Here is a 17,347-nt window from a genome sequence, read left to right as displayed (position 1 = left end):
TCCGTCCGGCCGGCCGCGGAGGGCCGGACACGGACGGGCTGGGGCCTACTGGAGCCCGACGGTGGCGCAGGCGGCCTTGTACTTGGCCGTGCAGATCTCGTCGAGCGTGTAGATGCCGTCCTTGATGACGGTGTCCTTGATGTTGTCCTTGGTCAGCGAGACGACCGGGACGAGCACGGTGGGGATGCCCTTCGTGCCGGCGTTGTCGACCTTGGACGTGGCGATGGTGTCGAGCTTCTCGCCCTTGGCGAGCGCGACGGCCATCTCCGCGGCGACGATGCCCTCCTGCGGGTACGGCTTGTAGACGCTCATGAACTGCTCACCGGTGACGATGCGCTGCACACCGGCGAGTTCGGCGTCCTGGCCGGTGACCGGCGGGAGCTTGGAGATGCCGGCGGACTTGAGGGCCTGGATGATGCCGCCCGCCATGCCGTCGTTGGCGGAGTAGACGCCGGCGATCTTGTCCTTGCCGAGAGCCGTGATCGCACCCTCCATGTTGGCGTTGGCGTTCTCCGGCTTCCACTCCTTGGTGTCGTACTCCTTGCCGTACGTCACCTTGCCGTCGAGGACGGACTTCGCGCCCTTCTTGAAGAGCTTGGCGTTCGGGTCGGTGATCGCACCGTGCATCATGACGACGGTGGGCTTGGCGGCGCCGCCCAGGGCCTCCAGCAGGGCCGTGCCCTGCACGCGGCCGACCTCTTCGTTGTCGAAGGAGGTGTAGGCGTCGATCGGGCCCTCGGCGAGGCGGTCGAAGGCGACGACGGGGATGCCCGCGTCCTTGGCCTTCTTCACGCTGTTCTCGATGGCCTTGGCGTCGACCGCGTCGATGATCAGCGCGTCGACCTTGCCCGTGATCATGGTGTCGACCTGCTGCGCCTGCAGCGTGGCGTCCTGCCTGGCGTTGGCGTAGGTGACCTCCGCCTTGCCGCTGGTGAGTTCGCTGATCTTCTTCTCGATGATCGGCTTGTCGAACTTCTCGTAACGGGCCGTGACGTTCTCGGGGAGGAGCAGACCGATCTTGAGATCGTCGCCCTTCTTGGCCGAGTCGGTGGTGGCCTTGTCGCCCGACTCCTTGGCGCTCCCGCAAGCAGCGAGCGAGACGGCCATGGTGGTGGCGGCGACGACAACGGCGGCACGACGCATACGCGTGTTCATTTCGAACCTCCCTGACGAGGCCGCGACGTTGCGGCCGAGGTGGCTGGAAGTCAACTCGGCCACAGGGGCGGCGTCAAGGAGTAAATTCTTAACGAGATGACAACGGTGCCATTCGTTATCTAAGTGAAGGCGGGAGTCGCCGTGGGGAGGGTGCCCTCCAAAAGGGTCGAATCCCCCATCTCGCTGAGTACGAGGGCCAGTGCGCCCAGGACCTCGGCCCGCCCTCCGAGCGCCCCGGGGAGTACGGAGAGCTGCCGCGCGGCACTGGGGATGGCGTAGCGCGAGACCGAGTCCCGGATGGGCCCCAGCACCAGCTCCCCCGCCTCCGCGAGGGAGCCGCCGAGCACCACCCTGCTCGGGTTGAGCAGATTGCACAGGTTCGCCACGCCGCTGCCGATGTGCCGGCCGACGTCCCCGATGACCCTGCGGCATCCCGGATCTCCTTCGCGGGCCAGCTGGACCATCCGCTCCATGGTGAGGTCCTGCCCGTGGCTGGGCTTCAGCAGCGGCAGGACGTACCGGGCGGCGGTGAAGGTCTCCAGGCAGCCGCGGTTGCCGCAGCGGCAGACAGGGCCCGATTCGTCGAGGGTGATGTGGCCGATCTCGCCGGCCGTCCCGCCGGGCCCCCGGTAGATGTGCCCGTCGATCACCAGGCCGGCGCCGACACCGCTGGCGACCTTGATGTACGCGAGGTCCCTGACGCCCCTGCCGCTGCCCCAGACCAGTTCCCCGAGCGCGCCGAGGTTGGCATCGTTGTCCACGTACACCGGCACGCCGAGGCGTCCGGCGAGCTCCTGGCTGGGATTGATGCCCGTCCAGCCCGGGAGGATCGAGGTGGAGCCCAGCGTGCCGGATTCGACGTCGATCGGGCCCGGTACGCCGAGGCCCACGCCGATCACCTTCCCGGGACTGATCCCGGTGGTCTCGACCAGGCGGTTGACCAGCTGCTCCGCCCGGCCGAAGCCCTGCGCCGACGAGGCGTCCACGTCCAGCGGCTCGGACTCCTCGGCCAGCACCTGGTGGGCCAGGTTGCCGATGGCCACCCGGAGGTGGGTGTGCCCGAAGTCCACCCCGATGACGATGCCCGCGTCCCCGCTGAGGGAGACGCTCCTGGCGCGGCGCCCACCGGCCGAGGTGGGGGTCACCTCGACCGTGCCGCCGTCCTTGAGTTCACGGACGATGTTGGAGACGGTGGCTGCGGAGAGACCGGTGCTCCTGGCGATCTCGGCCTGGGTCAGGGACCCCGCCATCCTCACGGCACGTACGACCCGCTCAAGGTTGGCCCGATGCAGAGATGTCTGCGACCCCGGAGTCTCCATCGACTCACTCACTCCTGCCGTTTTCTCCAACATGTGAACCCTAAGCTGAGCGTTTTGGGGTGCCCCCCGTCAAGACCTTGAGCAGCGACAGCCTCCGATGAGCATCGGGCCTCCACATCCGGACAGGCGCGAAACCCGAAGAAAGGGCATGAAACCACCCCTCGGCCGGTGGCCGAGGGGTGACTGGCGGCCCGACGGGGCCTGTTCGTTTCTGGTGACTGTTGTTGCCCGGGTGACGACAGGGGTTGATACGTGAACGCGCGCCGGGGGCCGTCCTACTTCAGCGCCCCCGCCGTCAGCCCCGCGACGACCTGGCGCTGGAAGACGATGTAGGCGGCGAGGACCGGCAGCATCGCCATGACCAGCCCCGCGAAGAGGCCCGACCAGTCCCCCTTGTACCCCTGGCTGGTGGCCAGTTCGACGAGGCCCTGGGACAGCACCTTGCCGTCCGGATCGGTGTTCAGGACGGTCGGCAGCATGTACTGGTTCCACTGCCCGAGGAAGTTGAAGATGCCGACGCTGATCAGGCCGGGCTTCGCCATGGGCAGCATCACCTGGAAGAACGTCCGGGTGTGCGAGGCGCCGTCCAGCATGGCGGCTTCGGCGATCGAGCTCGGCAGGGTCCGGAAGAACGAGGTGAGGAAGAAGACGGTGAAGGGCAGCGAGTACGCGATGTAGACCAGGATCAGCCCGTGCACCGAGTTCAGCAGGCCCATGTTGTTCATGACGAAGAACAGCGGGACCAGCGCCAGGATGACCGGGAAGCTCATCCCGCCGATGAAGAGGAAGTAGACGAAGCGGTTCCCGGGGAAGTCGAACCGCGCCAGCACGTACGCCGCCATGGAACCCAGCAGCAGTGTGCCGATGAGTGAACCCCCCACCACCAGGATGGTGTTGAGGAAGTAGTCACTCATGTGGGCCTGGCTCCAGGCGCGTGACCAGTTCTCGAAGTGGAGCTTGTCCGGCAGCGCCCAGGGCGCCGACAGGATCGAGTCGTCCGACTTGAAGGACGACATCACCGCCCACAGCAGCGGCATGACGACGAGGACCGCCCAGATGATCAGCACACCGTGCGAGAAGACGTTGAGGACCTTGCCCTCGCTGCTCTTCGCCGGCTCGCCCACGGGGTCGTCCGTCTTCGTCACCGGCGAGCGCGGGGCCGGGACGGCGGGAGGAGTCTCAGTGACCTTCATGTGTGCTCACCTCGTACAACTGTCGGGCCGGCCCCCGGGACCGAGCTGATCTTCCTGGAGCCGCACGCCAGGTCGCCGTGTTCCGCAGCGGCCCGCATCAGAACTCCAGCCGCTCGCGCCGGCCCAGACGCATCACGATGCCGGCGAAGAGCATGGTGACGATGAGCAGCCCGACGCCGATCGTGGTCGCGTAGCCGGCCTGCGCGTCCCGGAAGGCCGTCTGGTAGACGTACAGCGGCAGCACGGTGGTGGAGTAGTCGGGGCCGCCGGGGCCGACCGTCATGACCTGTACGGCGGTGAAGGCCTCCACGCCGAGCGCCAGGATGCCCATGTAGACCCAGCCGGACTGCACGGTGTCCCAGAGCAGCGGCAGCGTGATCTTGAAGAACGTCGTGAAGCGGCTGGCTCCGTCGAGCAGGGCGGCCTCGTAGAAGTCCTTCGGGATCGACGCCATTCCGGCGGAGAAGAGGACGACGAAGAATCCGACCGTCGACCAGATCAGCACGACCATCACGCAGTACAGGGCCAGATCGGGGTCGCCCAGCCAGTCCGGCTGGAGGCTCTTGAGCCCCACCGCCTTGAGGGTCTCGTTCAGCATTCCGGACGTGGGGTTGAACGCGAACTGGAAGAGCAGGGCGACGATGACGATCGACAGGACCTGGGGGAAGAAATAGGCGATCTTGTAGAACGAGGAGCCCCGCACGCCGGCGACCGCGGCGTTCTTGCGCCGCCGGCCGCCGACATTGAGCATGAAGGCGAAGAAGAGCGCGAGGCCCAGTGTCACCAGCGGCAGCAGCAGCGCCAGCAGCACACTGTGCTGCAGCGACTTCCAGAAGATGTCGTCGTCGAGCATCCGGCTGTAGTTGTCGAAGCCGACCATCTGGAAGTCCGGGCTCAGTCCGGTCCAGTCCGTGAACGAGTAGTAGATGGACTGGACGAAGGGCCAGATGACGAAGATGGCGTACAACGCCAGCGGGGCTACCAGGAATCCCGCGATGAACCGGTACTTGCCGTGCTGCATCGTTTACCGACCCCGATCTCTGAGCGGGTGCCGCCGCTGGTGACGGTTGCTCACTGGTGCTTGTAGTGCTTGATGGACTGGTCCTTGGCCGCCGCGTCGGCGAAGCCCTGGATCTTCTTGATGGTCTCCGCCGGGGTCGCGCGGCCGGCCATCATCTCGCCGATCCCGGCGATACCGATCTGCTCCTTCTGCAGCTTCGCGTACCAGTCCTGCAGGCGCGGGTTCACCACGTTCTCGCCGGCCTTCGCCAGGACGTCGACGCCGGACTGCAGCGCGGTGGACAGGGTCAGGCCGTCGGTGCCGCCGTTGAGGGCGGTCAGCGACTTGACCTTCTGGGTGAAGTTCCTGGAGGACTCCTCGCTGAGCATGATGCGCAGCTGCTCCATGCCGCCCTCGGGGTTCTTCGCGTTCGCCGGGACGATGAACGGCTCACCGCCGGACGCCCAGACGGTACCGAAGGGCATTTTGTCGGACGAGTCGAGACCGGACGGCGCGCCGACCGTCATCTTGAAGTCGTCCGGCGTGGTGGGCGCGGCCTCGTTCTCCACCCACGAACCGTTCGGGATGAAGAGCGCCTTGCCCTTGGTCCACTCGGTCTGGGACTGGATGTGGGTCAGGCCGGGCGTGCCCTTGAGGATGTAGCCCTTGGCGAAGAGCTCGTAGTACGCCTCGAAAGCGGCCTTGACGGCCGGGTCCTTCCAGGCGTTCGGCTCCAGGTTGTCGATCTTGTCGAGGACCTCGCGGCCGCCGATCTTGGCGATGAAGGGGTAGAGCGAGAAGGGCAGGTAGTACGGGTACTTGCCCGGGTACGTCCAGCCGGCGATGCCCTGCTTCTTCGCCTTGGCGCACAGCGCCAGCATGTCGTCCCAGGTCTCCGGGTACGTCGCGTCGAGCTTCTCCAGCGCGGTCTGCGAGTACCAGACGCCGTAGACCGTGTACGCGTAGTACATGATCCAGACCGGGTCGCCGTCGAACTGGCCCATCTCCAGGACTCCGGGGCGCAGCGTGTCGCGCACCTTCTTGGCCGGGTCGTCGTAGGACGGGGCGTCCATCAGCGGTGTCAGGTCGGCGAGCTGCTTCTTGCCGACCAGGACGCCCATGTCCATCTGCTCGGCGCCCGAGTTGTCGATCAGGTCCGGCGGGGTTCCGCCGTTGAAACGCGGCTGCAGGATCGACTGGATCTTCTCGGTCGCGGAGTGCTTGACCTTCGGCGCCTTCGGGAAGGCCTCGTTGTACTTCTTCTCCGCGTCGATCGCGTACTGCTCGCCGAAGCCACCGTTGAAGATGACGACTTCGAGGGCGGCGGCCTCATTGACACCGAGCGGGTTCTTCGCGCTCTTGGTGCCCTTTTCCGCCTTCTCGTCACTTCCGCCGTCGCTGCTCGCACAAGCCGACAGGAAGCTCATCGTCGGAACAGTGATCAGGCCGAGTGCGGCAGAACGCTTGATCACATCGCGACGGCCAAGGCCCTCATTCGTGCGGCCGGAGGTGGATCCCATGCTCAAGTCCTCGCCTTCTCCAGGACTCAGGCGGTGTACCGGTCACCCGTAGTGAATTCGCCTAGGCGAAGGGCCCCGCCACCGCGGTCAGTTGCGCTCGGGTCGTGCAGATTGCCGTATTGCCGGATGCGGTGGAGGACTTGACGGGAGAACGCGCGGCGGGCCACCTCGCGCGCCCACAGCCGTTCCACCCTCCCCCGCGTCCGCAGGCCTCTGTGAAGCGGCTGTGCAGACGCCGACAGGTATAGTCCACTTGCCGCCAACTGGGCAAGATCGAATGCATGGTTGAGCGGCAGTCTTTCCCGAGTTGAGACCTCATGGACACCTCGGCGGCGCGCCCCCTCACGCAGAAACGCCGTTTTCCGCAATACGGCCGAATCGCCGGCGTCGACCGCACGCAACACCCTTGACACATGCAGTCACTTGGCTCCCTACTGGAACCCGCATCCCATGATGACAACGTTGTCCAGAGCATGCCCCCCGGGAGGAACGGCTCCGTATGCAGCCCCTACGTGGTCCTCAGCACGGCTCACGCCACAGACACAGCCACTCCGCCGCGGTCCTCGCGGCCTCTCTCGTCCTGACCCTGGCGGCGCCCACCGCTGCCCTCGCCCAGCCGTCCGGCCCCGCACAGAAGCCCTCCGGCGAGACCTCGTTCAGCTCCTCGTTCGAGTCCGACGAGAAGCAGCCGGACTGGCGCAACACCGTGGAGGAGGGCGCCGACGGGAAGAAGCGGGCGTCGGGTGTCGACGGCGGGTTCTCCACCGGGATACCGGGCAACGTCACCGATCAGGTCACGGATCTGCGTGCCAGCGGCGAGAATGCCGGCGGTGGTGAGGTCAAGGAGAACCTGACCGACGTGGAGCCCCGCACCAAGTGGCTGGCCTTCGAGTCCACGGGCTGGGTCGAGTTCGACCTCGCCGCACCCACCAAGGTCGTGACGTACGCCCTCACTTCGGCCAACGACCACGCCGAGCGGGACCCCAAGGACTGGACCCTGAAGGGATCGGCCGACGGCAGGAGCTGGACGGACCTGGACACCCGCACCGGCCAGACGTTCTCCGAGCGCTTCCAGACCAAGTCGTTCGACTTCACCACGGAGACCGCCTACCAGCACTTCCGGCTGGAGATCACGAAGAACAACGGCGCCTCCGACGCGCTCCAGCTCGCCGACGTACAGTTCTCGAACGGGGACGCCTCCACCCCCGAGCCCGGCGACATGCGCACCCAGCCCGACCGCGGCCCCTCCGGCTCCCCCACCGCCAAGCAGGGCGCCGGCTTCACCGGGAAGAAGGCCCTGCGCTACGCCGGTACGCACAAGCCGGACGGCCACGCCTACTCGTACAACAAGGTCTTCGACGTCGACACGGCGGTCACCAAGGACACCCAGCTCTCCTACCTCGTCTACCCGCAGATGGGCGAGACGGACCTGAACTACCCCGCGACCCACGTGGCGGTGGACCTGGCGTTCACCGACGGCACCTACCTGAGCGGACTGAAGGCCACCGACAGCCACGGCGGCCTGCTCACCCCCCGGGGCCAGGCCGACGCCAAGCGGCTGTACGTGAACCAGTGGAACAAGGTCGCCTCGCGGATCGGCACGGTCGCGGCCGGCAAGACCGTCGACCGGATCCTGGTGGCGTACGACTCCCCCAAGGGCCCCGCGAAGTTCCAGGGCTGGGTCGACGACATCACGATCGCCCCGAAGGCCCCGGAGAAGCGCAAGACGCACCTTTCGGACTACGCGTCGACCGTGCGCGGCACCCATTCCAGCGGTGGCTTCTCGCGCGGCAACAACATCCCGGCCACCGCGGTCCCGCACGGCTTCAACTTCTGGACGCCAGTCACCAACGCCGGGTCCACGAGCTGGCTGTACGACTACGCGCGGGGCAACAACGAGGACAACCTGCCCACGCTCCAGGCGTTCAGCGCCAGCCATGAGCCGAGCCCCTGGATGGGTGACCGCCAGACCTTCCAGATGATGCCGTCGGCGGCCTCCGGCACTCCCGACGCCTCCCGCACGGCTCGCGCGCTGCCGTTCCGCCACGAGAACGAGATCGCGAAGCCGCACTACTACGGGGTGACGTTCGAGAACGGCCTCAAGGCCGAGATGACGCCGACCGACCACGCGGCGCGGATGCGGTTCACCTACCCCGGTGACGACGCGAGCCTGGTCTTCGACAACGTCGACAACAGGGGCGGGCTCACCCTCGACCCGGAGACGGGCTCCTTCTCCGGCTATTCGGACGTCAAGAGCGGCCTGTCCACCGGGGCGACACGCCTGTTCGTGCACGGCGTCTTCGACGCACCGGTCACCGACAGCGGCAAGCTGAAGGGCGGCGGCGGTGACGACGTGACCGGCTTCTTCCGCTTCGACGCGGGCAAGGACCGTACGGTCGGCCTGCGGCTGGCCACGTCGCTGATCAGCGTCGACCAGGCGAAGAAGAACCTCGCCATGGAGCTCCCGGCCAGAACCTCCTTCGACAAGGTCAGGAAGAACGCGCAGAAGGCCTGGGACAAGATCCTCGGCAAGGTGGAGGTCGAGGGGGCGAACGCCGACCAGCTGACCACGCTCTACTCCAGCCTGTACCGGCTCTACCTCTACCCCAACTCGGGCTTCGAACAGGTCGACGGCAAGAGCGCCTACGCGAGCCCCTTCTCGCCGCAGACGGGCACCGACACCCCGACCCACACCGGCGCGAAGATCGTCAAGGGTGAGGTGTACGTCAACAACGGCTTCTGGGACACCTACCGGACGACCTGGCCCGCGTACTCCTTCCTCTCCCCGAAGCAGGCCGGCAAGCTGGTCGACGGCTTCGTCCAGCACTACAAGGACGGCGGCTGGACCTCCCGCTGGTCCTCCCCCGGTTACGCGGACCTGATGACCGGTACCAGCTCCGACGTGGCCTTCGCCGACGCGTACGTCAAGGGCGTCGACTTCGACGCCGAGGCGGCGTACGACGCGGCGGTCAAGAACGCCACGGTGGCGCCTCCGTCCTCGGGCGTCGGCCGCAAGGGCATGGAGACCTCGGTCTTCACCGGATACGCCGACACCTCGACGCACGAGGGGCTTTCCTGGTCGCTGGAGGGCTACCTCAACGACTACGGCATCGCGGAGATGGGCAAGGCGCTTTACAGGAAGACGAAGAAGGCGCGCTACAAGGAGGAGTCCGAGTACTTCCTCAACCGCGCGCAGAACTACGTCAAGCTCTTCGACGGGAAGGCGGGCTTCTTCCAGGGCAAGAAGGCGAACGGCGACTGGCGCGTGCCCTCCGACCGGTACGACCCCCGTGTCTGGGGCTACGACTACACCGAGACCAACGGCTGGGGTTACGCCTTCACCGCCCCGCAGGACAGCCGTGGCCTGGCCAACCTCTACGGCGGGCGTGACGGCCTGGCCGAGAAGCTGGACACGTACTTCTCGACCCCCGAGACCGCCGGACCCGAATTCGTCGGCTCGTACGGTGGCGTCATCCACGAGATGACCGAGGCGCGCGACGTGCGGATGGGCCAGTACGGTCACAGCAACCAGGTCGCACACCACGCCACGTACATGTACAACGCGGCCTCCCAGCCCTGGAAGACCCAGGAGAAGGTCCGCGAGGTCCTCGGCCGGCTGTACACCGGCAGTGAGATCGGCCAGGGTTATCACGGTGACGAGGACAACGGCGAGCAGTCGGCCTGGTTCCTCTTCTCCTCGCTCGGCTTCTACCCACTGGTCATGGGCAGCGGTGAGTACGCGATCGGCTCGCCGCTCTTCACGAAGACGACCGTGCACCTGGAGAACGGGCGCGAACTGGTCGTCAAGGCCCCGAAGAACAGCGCGAAGAACATCTACGTCCAGGGCCTGAAGGTCAACGGCAAGAGGTGGGCCTCCACTTCACTGCCGCACGGCCTGCTCGCCAAGGGCGGCGTGCTGGAGTTCGACATGGGCTCCGAGCCCTCCTCGTGGGGCACGGGCAAGGACGCGGCCCCGGTCTCCATCACCCGGGACGACAAGGTGCCCGCCCCGAGGGGTGACGTGCTCGAGGGTGAGGGCGCGCTGTACGACGACACCTCCGCGACATCGGCCCCGGTCGAGTCGGTGGAGCTGCCCGCCGCCGCGGGCACGAAGGCGGTCCGGTACACGCTGACCTCCGCCACGGCGGCGAAGGCCCCCACGGGCTGGGTCCTGCAGGGTTCGGCCGACGGCACGTCGTGGAAGGACCTCGACAAGCGGTCCGGCCAGACGTTCGCCTGGGACAAGCAGACCCGGGTGTTCTCGGTACAGGCGCCGAAGGCGTACGCGAAGTACCGGCTGGTGAGCACGACGGCGGCGACTCTGGCGGAGATCGAGCTGATCTCCTGACCGCCTGACCGGAATCACGGGCCGGGGGCCGGCCACCCGCACAGGGGGTGGCCGGCCCCCGGTGTCGTGCTCCGCATGCCCCACGGATGCGGGGCACCGTCCATCCGGCTGCCTGCTCCGCGAGTCCGGGTACCGCCCTCGCCATGACGCCTCGTCTGTTTTCGCTCCCTCGGGCTGCCCACACCTGGGACACGCCGTACGCTTTGGGCTAGTCAGGGCATCTTTGCGTGCTTTTCCGGTGTCCTGACTAGCCCTCAAGAAGATCTATGGCATCCCTTAAGCGATCAGGTGATCAGTACGACAATCATCTCGGCTTGAAGGAGCCCAGCATGCGCATTTCCGCTTCCGTCCGCTCCCGCAGCGCCCGCACGGGCGTCACGATGGCTGCTGCGGTCGCCGTCGCCGGTGCCACCCTGGCCGGAGCTCCCGCCGCCTACGCCCTGCCCGGGGACAGCGGCGACATCGAGATCACGTCGGTCGGCTGGCACTCGCGCGGAGACCGCGACGGCGTCGAGGTCTGCAAGTTCGTGCTCAGGGCGAGCAACTTCGAGTCCTTCCCCTCCGTCCCCTGGACGATCACCGAGCAGCCGCCGACCGTCCCCCCGGGCAACACGCTGCTGGGCACCCTCCCGCTCGTGAACGGCCAGGCCCGCAGCCAGCAGTACCTGCTCCCCGAGGGCACGTACCAGCTGGTATGGACCGTCCCGTCGGGTCCGAAGCAGCGGAGCTTCGAGGTCGACTGCTCCAAGCACGAGGGCCGGGGCGGGTCCGGCGACCACCACAAGGACGGTGACGACCGGGGTTCGTCGTCCGAGTCGGAGACCGGGAAGACCGGGGAGAAGAGCGCCGAGAAGTCCTACGACAAGCCGTCCGGCGCGGTGCCGGCGGGCGGCGGCGGCGTCCCCGACATGGGAGGCGTCAGCAACGAGAGCGAGTCGGACATCGGGCCCTCGGCCGCGCTGGTCGCCGGTGCCGCCGGAATCGCGGGGCTGCTCATGGTCCGTCGCTCCGCGCGCCGTCGTGCCCGCCACGAGGCATAACCCGCACGGCCGACGGCGACGGCGGGGGCCGAGCCGCGCATGCCGGCTCACGATGACCCTGAGTGTGGCCTTCTCGCTGGTGACCGGCATCGTGTGGCTGAGCTCGGACTCGTCCGAGGACGTCACGTCGGTCACCGCTGCCCGCGGCAGCGACGCCGCGGGCGGCGGGGCTCCACCGTTCGAGGGAGCATCGCACCAGCCGCAGGCGAAGGTGCCCGCCTCGCACGCCCCGTTGGTGCATTCACGCCCGGTGAAGGTGGCCATCCCCGCGATCTTCATCGAGACCCCGGTCGTCGGCCTCGGTCTGGACAAGAAGGGCCGGCTCGGCGCCCCGCCGTTGAGCCGGCCGATGGAGGTGGGGTGGTACAGGAAGGGCCCGTCCCCCGGGGAGGCGGGAACAGCCCTGCTCGTCGGCCACCGGGACACCGCGACGGGGCCGGCCGTCTTCCTCAATCTCAACGCCCTGCGCCGGGGTGAGACCGTGAAGGTCACCCGGGCGGACAGACGGACCGCGGTCTTCACCGTCGACGAGGTGAAGACGTACACGAAGGACGAGTTCCCCGACGACAAGGTGTACGGGGCGACCGGCCGCCCGGAGCTCAGGCTCCTGACGTGCGGTGGACGTTTCGACAAGAAGAACGGCTACTCGGCCAACGTCGTCGTCTTCGCCCACCTGACGTCACTCGAGAAGAAGGCGGCCTGATCCAGGGCACGCCACACGGAACCGGCCGGCACCCCGGGGCGAGGTGCCGGCCGTCCTTCTCGCTCCGGGGCCGCGAGGCCACCCGCCCTCGGCGGGTCTACGCCCCGCACACGTCCTGGTCGGCCCGTGACTGCTTGACCTCCGTCTTCTTCGGCGGGGCAAGGGGCCGGCCGGCCTCCGTGCCGGTCGCGGAGGAACGACAGCGCGGCCTCGCCCCCCGGTCCCGCTCTCGCCGGCCGGCAGGTCGAGCTGGGACCCGCCGCCCTCGTCCTTGACGGGCTTCTCGAGACACACCTTGACACCACCGACCGCGGTGGACAGCGTCTTGACCGCGTTGGGGTCGGACATCATGAAGTGGTCGGCCTCGAGGTCCGTGATGCCCTCGACCGTGCGCATGGTGCGACCGGGGTCACGCCCTTCACCCGGAGGACTCGTTGAACCTGGTGGGGGCCCCGACCCCGCGATGACCCCGGTCGAGCCGTCGGACTGCCTGGTCCCGCAGTCCGGGTCGGTGGTCGTGAGGTCCCGGGGGATGCTCACCACGGTCGCCTCGGAGCGGTCGCCGGATATGTGGAAGAGGAGGGTGGTGTCGGCGTGGCCGGTGACGTTGTCCCGGTCGCCGTAGTCCTCGTCGCCCTTGCCGACGCGTACGTCGTCGCCGATGACCAGGATGCCGGCCGGCCCGTCCTCCAGGACGCCGCCGCTCCCCACGTCACCGATGCCGACGGTGCTGATGCTGCCGTCGAGGCGGTTGTACCAGTAGCAGGCGTACGCCGGCGTCCCGACGAGGACCAGCACGAGGGCGCCCCCGGTCCACACCAGCCCCTTCTTCTTGCCGCCTCGCCTGCGCTTGCCGCGTCCGGGTCCGCGCGGGGTGTCCGTGGAGGGTGCGCTGCGGCGGTTGCGCTGCCGGGGGACGCGGGCGGGTGCGGTCGCGGGGGGCCGGAATCGGCGCCGCCGTCGCTCCGGGGACGAGGTGCGGAAGGGCCGTCCGGACGCAGTTCGTACGCGCCGGTCCCGGGATTGACCACCCACTGGCCCGCGGGGTCCACCTCGTCCGCCTCTCCGCATGTCTGCGCGTCCATGCTGTCCGGTCCCCTGTCAGGCACCACACGAGTCGCTTAGTTGTTCGACGCGCCCTACTGCCGAGGCCTTACGCCGTTCAACGGCTTCCACGTCACCTCGAAGGTGCTCCAGGAATAATTCACGTTCGTCACGGACGGGCCGTCGTACTCGTTGCTGTGAAACGCTGTCGGACGTGTGAGGGCCGATGCTCCGGCAGGGTCGAACCCTCTCCTGGACACGGCGGTGACACTGATGCACTTCGCCGATGCCCCTCCTGCCGGTTGTACGGAGGCGGCCTACAGCGGTCAACTGGTCGAGGATGCCGGTCTGGTGGAGCAATTCCCTTCCGCATGCGATCTGGCCAGGACTTCCTCGCTCTCCCCGGAAGCATCCTCGTCCCTCGTCGGATCGGCTGCGAAGGGCCGTGCGACAGATGCTCGCCTCCCGTGACCCGTGCTCAGTGACGTGGCGCAAGTCGTCCTACGGCAACGGAGACGGGGGACCGTCCCGAGATCGCCGACGGCTTCCCCGGCCTCGCCCCCGTCCCGACAGCAAGGCTCCCGGCGGCCCCGCGCCGGTCTTCGGGACCGCGCGCCGGGCGCCGTTCGCCGAGGCCCTCAGGAGCGGCGCCCTCTGACGGTCGCCCGGTGCCGGGTCAGCAGCCCGCCGCCTCGAACATGCTCCTCGGGATGGCGATGTTCATGGCCTTGACGACCGGCTTGCCGTGTTCCCGGCCGAGGCGCGAGACCGCGCCCGTGGCCAGCTGGAAGAGTTCCCCGCCGGTCACCGGCAGTCCCAGGTAGCGGGCGGTGAGGGCGCGCAGGAAATGGGAGTGGGCGACCAGGGCGATGTCGTCGTGGCCCATGCGGGACGCCGCTGCCGCGACCTCGGCCAGGACCCGGTCCGCGCGGTCCGCGACCTCGGACGGGGATTCACCGGGGTGGTCCTCGGGGCCTGGGGCGACGCCGTCCCTCCAGAGGTCCCAGTCGGGGCGGGTGCGGCGGATCTCCACCGTGGTGATGCCCTCGTACGCGCCGTAGTCCCACTCGTGCAGGTCCGGTGTCACACGGGGCGCGCGCAGGCCGGCCAGTTCCGCGGTGCGGCGGGCGCGCAGGAGGGGGCTGACCAGGGTGAGGCCGACACTGCGTTCCGCCAGGACGGGAACGAGCGCACGGGCCTGGCGCTCCCCCAGTTCGGTCAGCGGCAGGTCCGTGTGACTCGTGTGCTGCCCGGAGCGGGACCATTCCGTCTCGCCGTGCCGGATCAGAAGCAGCTCGCCCATGGACTCCACCTTGCGCCGGGGAGCCGGCCCCGGTGCGGGGCCGGCTCGGAAAGGGTCGTAGGAGGTCAGCCTACGACCGTGACCGTGTACGGCCGGTCGGTGTCCGTGGTGACGCGGACCTCGCCGCCCTCACAGGTCACCTCGTACGTCGCCGCCACCGCACCCGTGCGGTCGGGGACCGTCACCGTGCGGGTGAAGTCGCCGGTGCCCGCCGGGGCGTGGACGCGGAGTTCGAGGTCGTCGAGCCACTCGCCGTCCGGGCGGGACTCGTCCGCACCGAGTGGCAGCACCGCTCCCTGGCGGACCAGCAGCGGGAGGCTGTCGAAGCCGTGGGTCTCGCGGTGCCAGGCGGGGCCGGTGACCGTGTCGCCCGTCAGCAGGTGGGTCCAGGTGCCCTGGGGCACGTAGTACTCGACCTCTCCGTCGTCGGTGAAGACCGGCGCGACCAGGACGTCCGGGCCCAGGAGGTACTCACGGTCCGCCGTGCGGGCCGTCGGGTCGTCGGGGAACTCCAGCAGCAGCGGGCGCATCGTGGGGACACCCGTGCGGTGGGCCTCGACGGCCACGCCGTACAGGTACGGCATGAGGCGGTGCTTGAGGCGGGTGAACTGCCGGGCCACGTCCACCGCTTCGTCGCCGAACTCCCACGGCACGCGGTACGAGGACGAGCCGTGGAGCCGGCTGTGCGAGGAGAGCAGGCCGAAGGCGAGCCAGCGCTTGAAGACGGCCGGGTCGGGGGTTCCTTCGAAGCCGCCGATGTCGTGGCTCCAGAAGCCGAAGCCGGACAGGGACAGCGACAGCCCGCCGCGCAGGGACTCCGCCATGGCCTCGAAGGAGGACCAGCAGTCACCACCCCAGTGGACCGGGAACTGCTGCCCGCCCGCTGCGGCCGAGCGGGCGAAGAGCACGGCCTCGCCCTGGCCGCGCTCCCGCTCCAGGATCTCGAAGACGGCCTTGTTGTAAAGGTGCGTGTAGTAGTTGTGCATGCGTTCGGTGTCGGAGCCGTCGTGCCAGACGACGTCCGTCGGGATGCGCTCGCCGAAGTCGGTCTTGAAGCCGTCGACGCCCTGGTCGAGCAGACCCTTCAGCTTGTCCTGGAACCAGGCGGTGGCCTCGGGGTTCGTGAAGTCGACCAGCGCCATGCCGGCCTGCCACTTGTCCCACTGCCAGATGTCGCCGTCGGCCGTCCGGACGAAGTAGCCCTTCTCGGCGCCCTCTTCGTACAGGGCGCTCTTCTGCCCGATGTACGGGTTGATCCAGACGCAGATCTTCAGGCCCTTGTCCTTGAGCCGGGCGATCATCCCCTCCGGGTCGGGGAAGACGGCCGGGTCCCACTCGAAGTCGCACCACTGGTACTCGCGCATCCAGAAGCAGTCGAAGTGGAACACGCTCAGCGGGATGCCGCGCTCGGCCATCCCGTCGACGAAGGAGGTGACGGTGGCCTCGTCGTACGAGGTGGTGAAGGAGGTGGTCAGCCAGAGGCCGAACGACCAGGCCGGAGGGAGGGCAGGGAGGCCGGTGAGGGCCGCGTACCGGGACAGGACCTCCTTCGGGGTGGGGCCCGCGATGACGAAGTACTCCAGCGTCTGGTCCTCGACGCTGAACTGCACCTGCCCGACGGCCTCGGATCCGACCTCGAAGGAGACCTTGCCGGGGTGGTTGACGAAGACGCCGTAGCCGCGCGAGGACAGGTAGAACGGGATGTTCTTGTACGCCTGCTCGCTGCTGGTGCCGCCGTCCGCCTGCCACATGTCGACGACCTGGCCGTTCTTCACGTACGGCGTGAAGCGCTCACCGAGGCCGTGGACGGTCTCGCCCACACCGAGGGCGAGCTGGGCGAACATGTGGTGACTGCCGTCCTCCACGGTGGCGAACGCGCTGCCCTTGCGGCCTGCGGTGGTCAGGACCCGGCCGTTTCCGTCGAGGAACTCCAGACCGAAGGCGCCTTCGGTGGGGAGCCGCAGGGTGAGCGGGCCGCTGGTCAGTTCGGCGGCCGAGTCCTGGGTGCGGGTGGTGGCGGCGGACTGCTCCGCCGCGCCCGGCAGTTCGAAGTCGGGGCCTTTGCGGCGCTTGCCGGCGTGGTGGGTGAGGCGCACCGCGATGACGCCTTCGGCCGGCGCGTGGGCCTCCACGGTGATCAGCGGGGCGTTCAGTGTGTCGCCGCGGCGCTCGACGCGCTTGACGGAGGCGTAGGCGGCGAGACGGTCGTCGTCGAGGCGGACGTCGCGGACTTCCGTGGCGTACGAGGCGTGCACACCACTGCGCATCTGCCAGAAGCCGTCGGTGAACTTCATGGGGGTGGTCCTTAGCCGGTCAGGAGGTGCTGGGCGGGACGTCAGGGCGCCTGCGGCAAGCGCGGCTGCGGGTCCTCTCAATTTTGATCGTACACAAAACAAATATGACCGACAGGACTGGCATGCGACGGGAATTCCCGGATTGCCCGATTCACCGAATCGTACGCCGCGATCCCAGAACTGCCACGTTTGCACCACGTGACCGATACGTCACGGAAATGGTCTGGAAACCATCGACGGGATGGCGTATTAGTACTGCAAGCAAACAAATTGGCCGGTCGGCGGAGCTGTCGTCCGGACCTGACGTCGACAAGAGGCTGTGCAATGCCGGACCGCTTCACTCCCACCCCTGCGGACAGGTTCACCTTCGGTCTGTGGACCGTGGGCTGGCGTGGCAACGACCCGTTCGGTGACGCGACGCGTCCGGC

Annotated in this window: 12 protein-coding genes; 4 read left to right on the top strand and 8 right to left on the bottom strand. The window is 68.2% G+C overall.

Annotation, left to right across the window (positions count from 1 at the left end; translation table 11 throughout):
- Positions 1 to 45 precede the first annotated feature (45 nt).
- From ACF1FZ_RS17590 to ngcE, 5 genes are all read right to left on the bottom strand, one after another.
- Entirely contained in the window at positions 46 to 1,155 is a 1,110-nt protein-coding gene (locus tag ACF1FZ_RS17590; RefSeq protein WP_391774273.1) for a sugar ABC transporter substrate-binding protein, read from the bottom strand.
- Between the two features lie 119 nt (positions 1,156 to 1,274).
- A complete protein-coding gene (locus tag ACF1FZ_RS17585; protein ID WP_391774272.1) occupies positions 1,275 to 2,474 on the bottom strand; it encodes an ROK family protein in 1,200 nt (399 codons plus the stop codon).
- Positions 2,475 to 2,749: 275 nt separating this feature from the next.
- A complete protein-coding gene (locus tag ACF1FZ_RS17580; RefSeq protein ID WP_391774271.1) occupies positions 2,750 to 3,667 on the bottom strand; it encodes a carbohydrate ABC transporter permease in 918 nt (305 codons plus the stop codon).
- 97 nt (positions 3,668 to 3,764) lie between these two features.
- On the bottom strand, positions 3,765 to 4,688 hold the full coding sequence (locus ACF1FZ_RS17575; RefSeq protein ID WP_391774270.1) for a carbohydrate ABC transporter permease: 924 nt from the start codon (positions 4,686 to 4,688) through the stop codon (positions 3,765 to 3,767).
- 50 nt (positions 4,689 to 4,738) lie between these two features.
- A complete protein-coding gene (gene ngcE / locus ACF1FZ_RS17570) occupies positions 4,739 to 6,187 on the bottom strand; it encodes an N-acetylglucosamine/diacetylchitobiose ABC transporter substrate-binding protein (protein ID WP_391774269.1) in 1,449 nt (482 codons plus the stop codon).
- A 499-nt stretch (positions 6,188 to 6,686) separates the two neighbouring features.
- Here ngcE and ACF1FZ_RS17565 point away from each other — a divergent pair, with 499 nt between their 5' ends.
- The 3 genes from ACF1FZ_RS17565 (at position 6,687) to ACF1FZ_RS17555 (ending at position 12,278) form a co-directional block, all read left to right on the top strand.
- Complete coding sequence (locus ACF1FZ_RS17565; RefSeq protein WP_391774268.1) at positions 6,687 to 10,535, top strand: GH92 family glycosyl hydrolase; 3,849 nt, start codon at positions 6,687 to 6,689, stop codon at positions 10,533 to 10,535.
- A 329-nt stretch (positions 10,536 to 10,864) separates the two neighbouring features.
- Complete coding sequence (locus ACF1FZ_RS17560; RefSeq protein WP_391774267.1) at positions 10,865 to 11,575, top strand: hypothetical protein; 711 nt, start codon at positions 10,865 to 10,867, stop codon at positions 11,573 to 11,575.
- A 52-nt stretch (positions 11,576 to 11,627) separates the two neighbouring features.
- Entirely contained in the window at positions 11,628 to 12,278 is a 651-nt protein-coding gene (locus ACF1FZ_RS17555; RefSeq protein ID WP_391774266.1) for a class F sortase, read from the top strand.
- Here ACF1FZ_RS17555 and ACF1FZ_RS17550 read toward each other — a convergent pair.
- The gene (locus ACF1FZ_RS17550; RefSeq protein ID WP_391774265.1) at positions 12,255 to 13,097 is read right to left on the bottom strand and encodes an LCP family protein; all 843 of its coding nucleotides are present in this window, start codon (positions 13,095 to 13,097) and stop codon (positions 12,255 to 12,257) included. The genes ACF1FZ_RS17555 and ACF1FZ_RS17550 overlap by 24 nt on opposite strands.
- Before the next feature lie 441 nt (positions 13,098 to 13,538).
- On the opposite strand from ACF1FZ_RS17550, the gene ACF1FZ_RS17545 reads away from it, so the two are divergent.
- Positions 13,539 to 13,793: a Scr1 family TA system antitoxin-like transcriptional regulator gene (locus tag ACF1FZ_RS17545; protein ID WP_391774264.1), complete on the top strand. Its 255-nt coding sequence runs from the start codon at positions 13,539 to 13,541 to the stop codon at positions 13,791 to 13,793.
- A gap of 205 nt (positions 13,794 to 13,998) precedes the next feature.
- Here the strand turns inward: ACF1FZ_RS17545 and ACF1FZ_RS17540 are convergent, their stop codons facing one another.
- A complete protein-coding gene (locus tag ACF1FZ_RS17540) occupies positions 13,999 to 14,625 on the bottom strand; it encodes a histidine phosphatase family protein (protein WP_391774263.1) in 627 nt (208 codons plus the stop codon).
- A gap of 65 nt (positions 14,626 to 14,690) precedes the next feature.
- On the bottom strand, positions 14,691 to 16,919 hold the full coding sequence (gene yicI, locus ACF1FZ_RS17535; RefSeq protein ID WP_391774262.1) for an alpha-xylosidase: 2,229 nt from the start codon (positions 16,917 to 16,919) through the stop codon (positions 14,691 to 14,693).
- Positions 16,920 to 17,347 lie beyond the last annotated feature (428 nt).

Source organism: Streptomyces sp. NPDC014623, assembly GCF_043088245.1.
Taxonomy (GTDB): domain Bacteria; phylum Actinomycetota; class Actinomycetes; order Streptomycetales; family Streptomycetaceae; genus Streptomyces.
Note: the sequence above shows the minus strand (reverse complement) of the source record. Positions and strands in the feature narration are given on the sequence as shown.

Coding starts and splice junctions, on each gene's coding strand:
- ACF1FZ_RS17555 (WP_391774266.1), top strand. CDS start 11,628: ATGACCCTGAGTGTGGCCTTCTCGCTGGTGACCGGCATCGTGTGGCTG.
- ACF1FZ_RS17580 (WP_391774271.1), bottom strand. CDS start 3,667: ATGAAGGTCACTGAGACTCCTCCCGCCGTCCCGGCCCCGCGCTCGCCG.
- yicI (WP_391774262.1), bottom strand. CDS start 16,919: ATGAAGTTCACCGACGGCTTCTGGCAGATGCGCAGTGGTGTGCACGCC.
- ngcE (WP_391774269.1), bottom strand. CDS start 6,187: ATGGGATCCACCTCCGGCCGCACGAATGAGGGCCTTGGCCGTCGCGAT.
- ACF1FZ_RS17590 (WP_391774273.1), bottom strand. CDS start 1,155: ATGAACACGCGTATGCGTCGTGCCGCCGTTGTCGTCGCCGCCACCACC.
- ACF1FZ_RS17540 (WP_391774263.1), bottom strand. CDS start 14,625: ATGGGCGAGCTGCTTCTGATCCGGCACGGCGAGACGGAATGGTCCCGC.
- ACF1FZ_RS17560 (WP_391774267.1), top strand. CDS start 10,865: ATGCGCATTTCCGCTTCCGTCCGCTCCCGCAGCGCCCGCACGGGCGTC.
- ACF1FZ_RS17575 (WP_391774270.1), bottom strand. CDS start 4,688: ATGCAGCACGGCAAGTACCGGTTCATCGCGGGATTCCTGGTAGCCCCG.
- ACF1FZ_RS17585 (WP_391774272.1), bottom strand. CDS start 2,474: ATGGAGACTCCGGGGTCGCAGACATCTCTGCATCGGGCCAACCTTGAG.
- ACF1FZ_RS17565 (WP_391774268.1), top strand. CDS start 6,687: ATGCAGCCCCTACGTGGTCCTCAGCACGGCTCACGCCACAGACACAGC.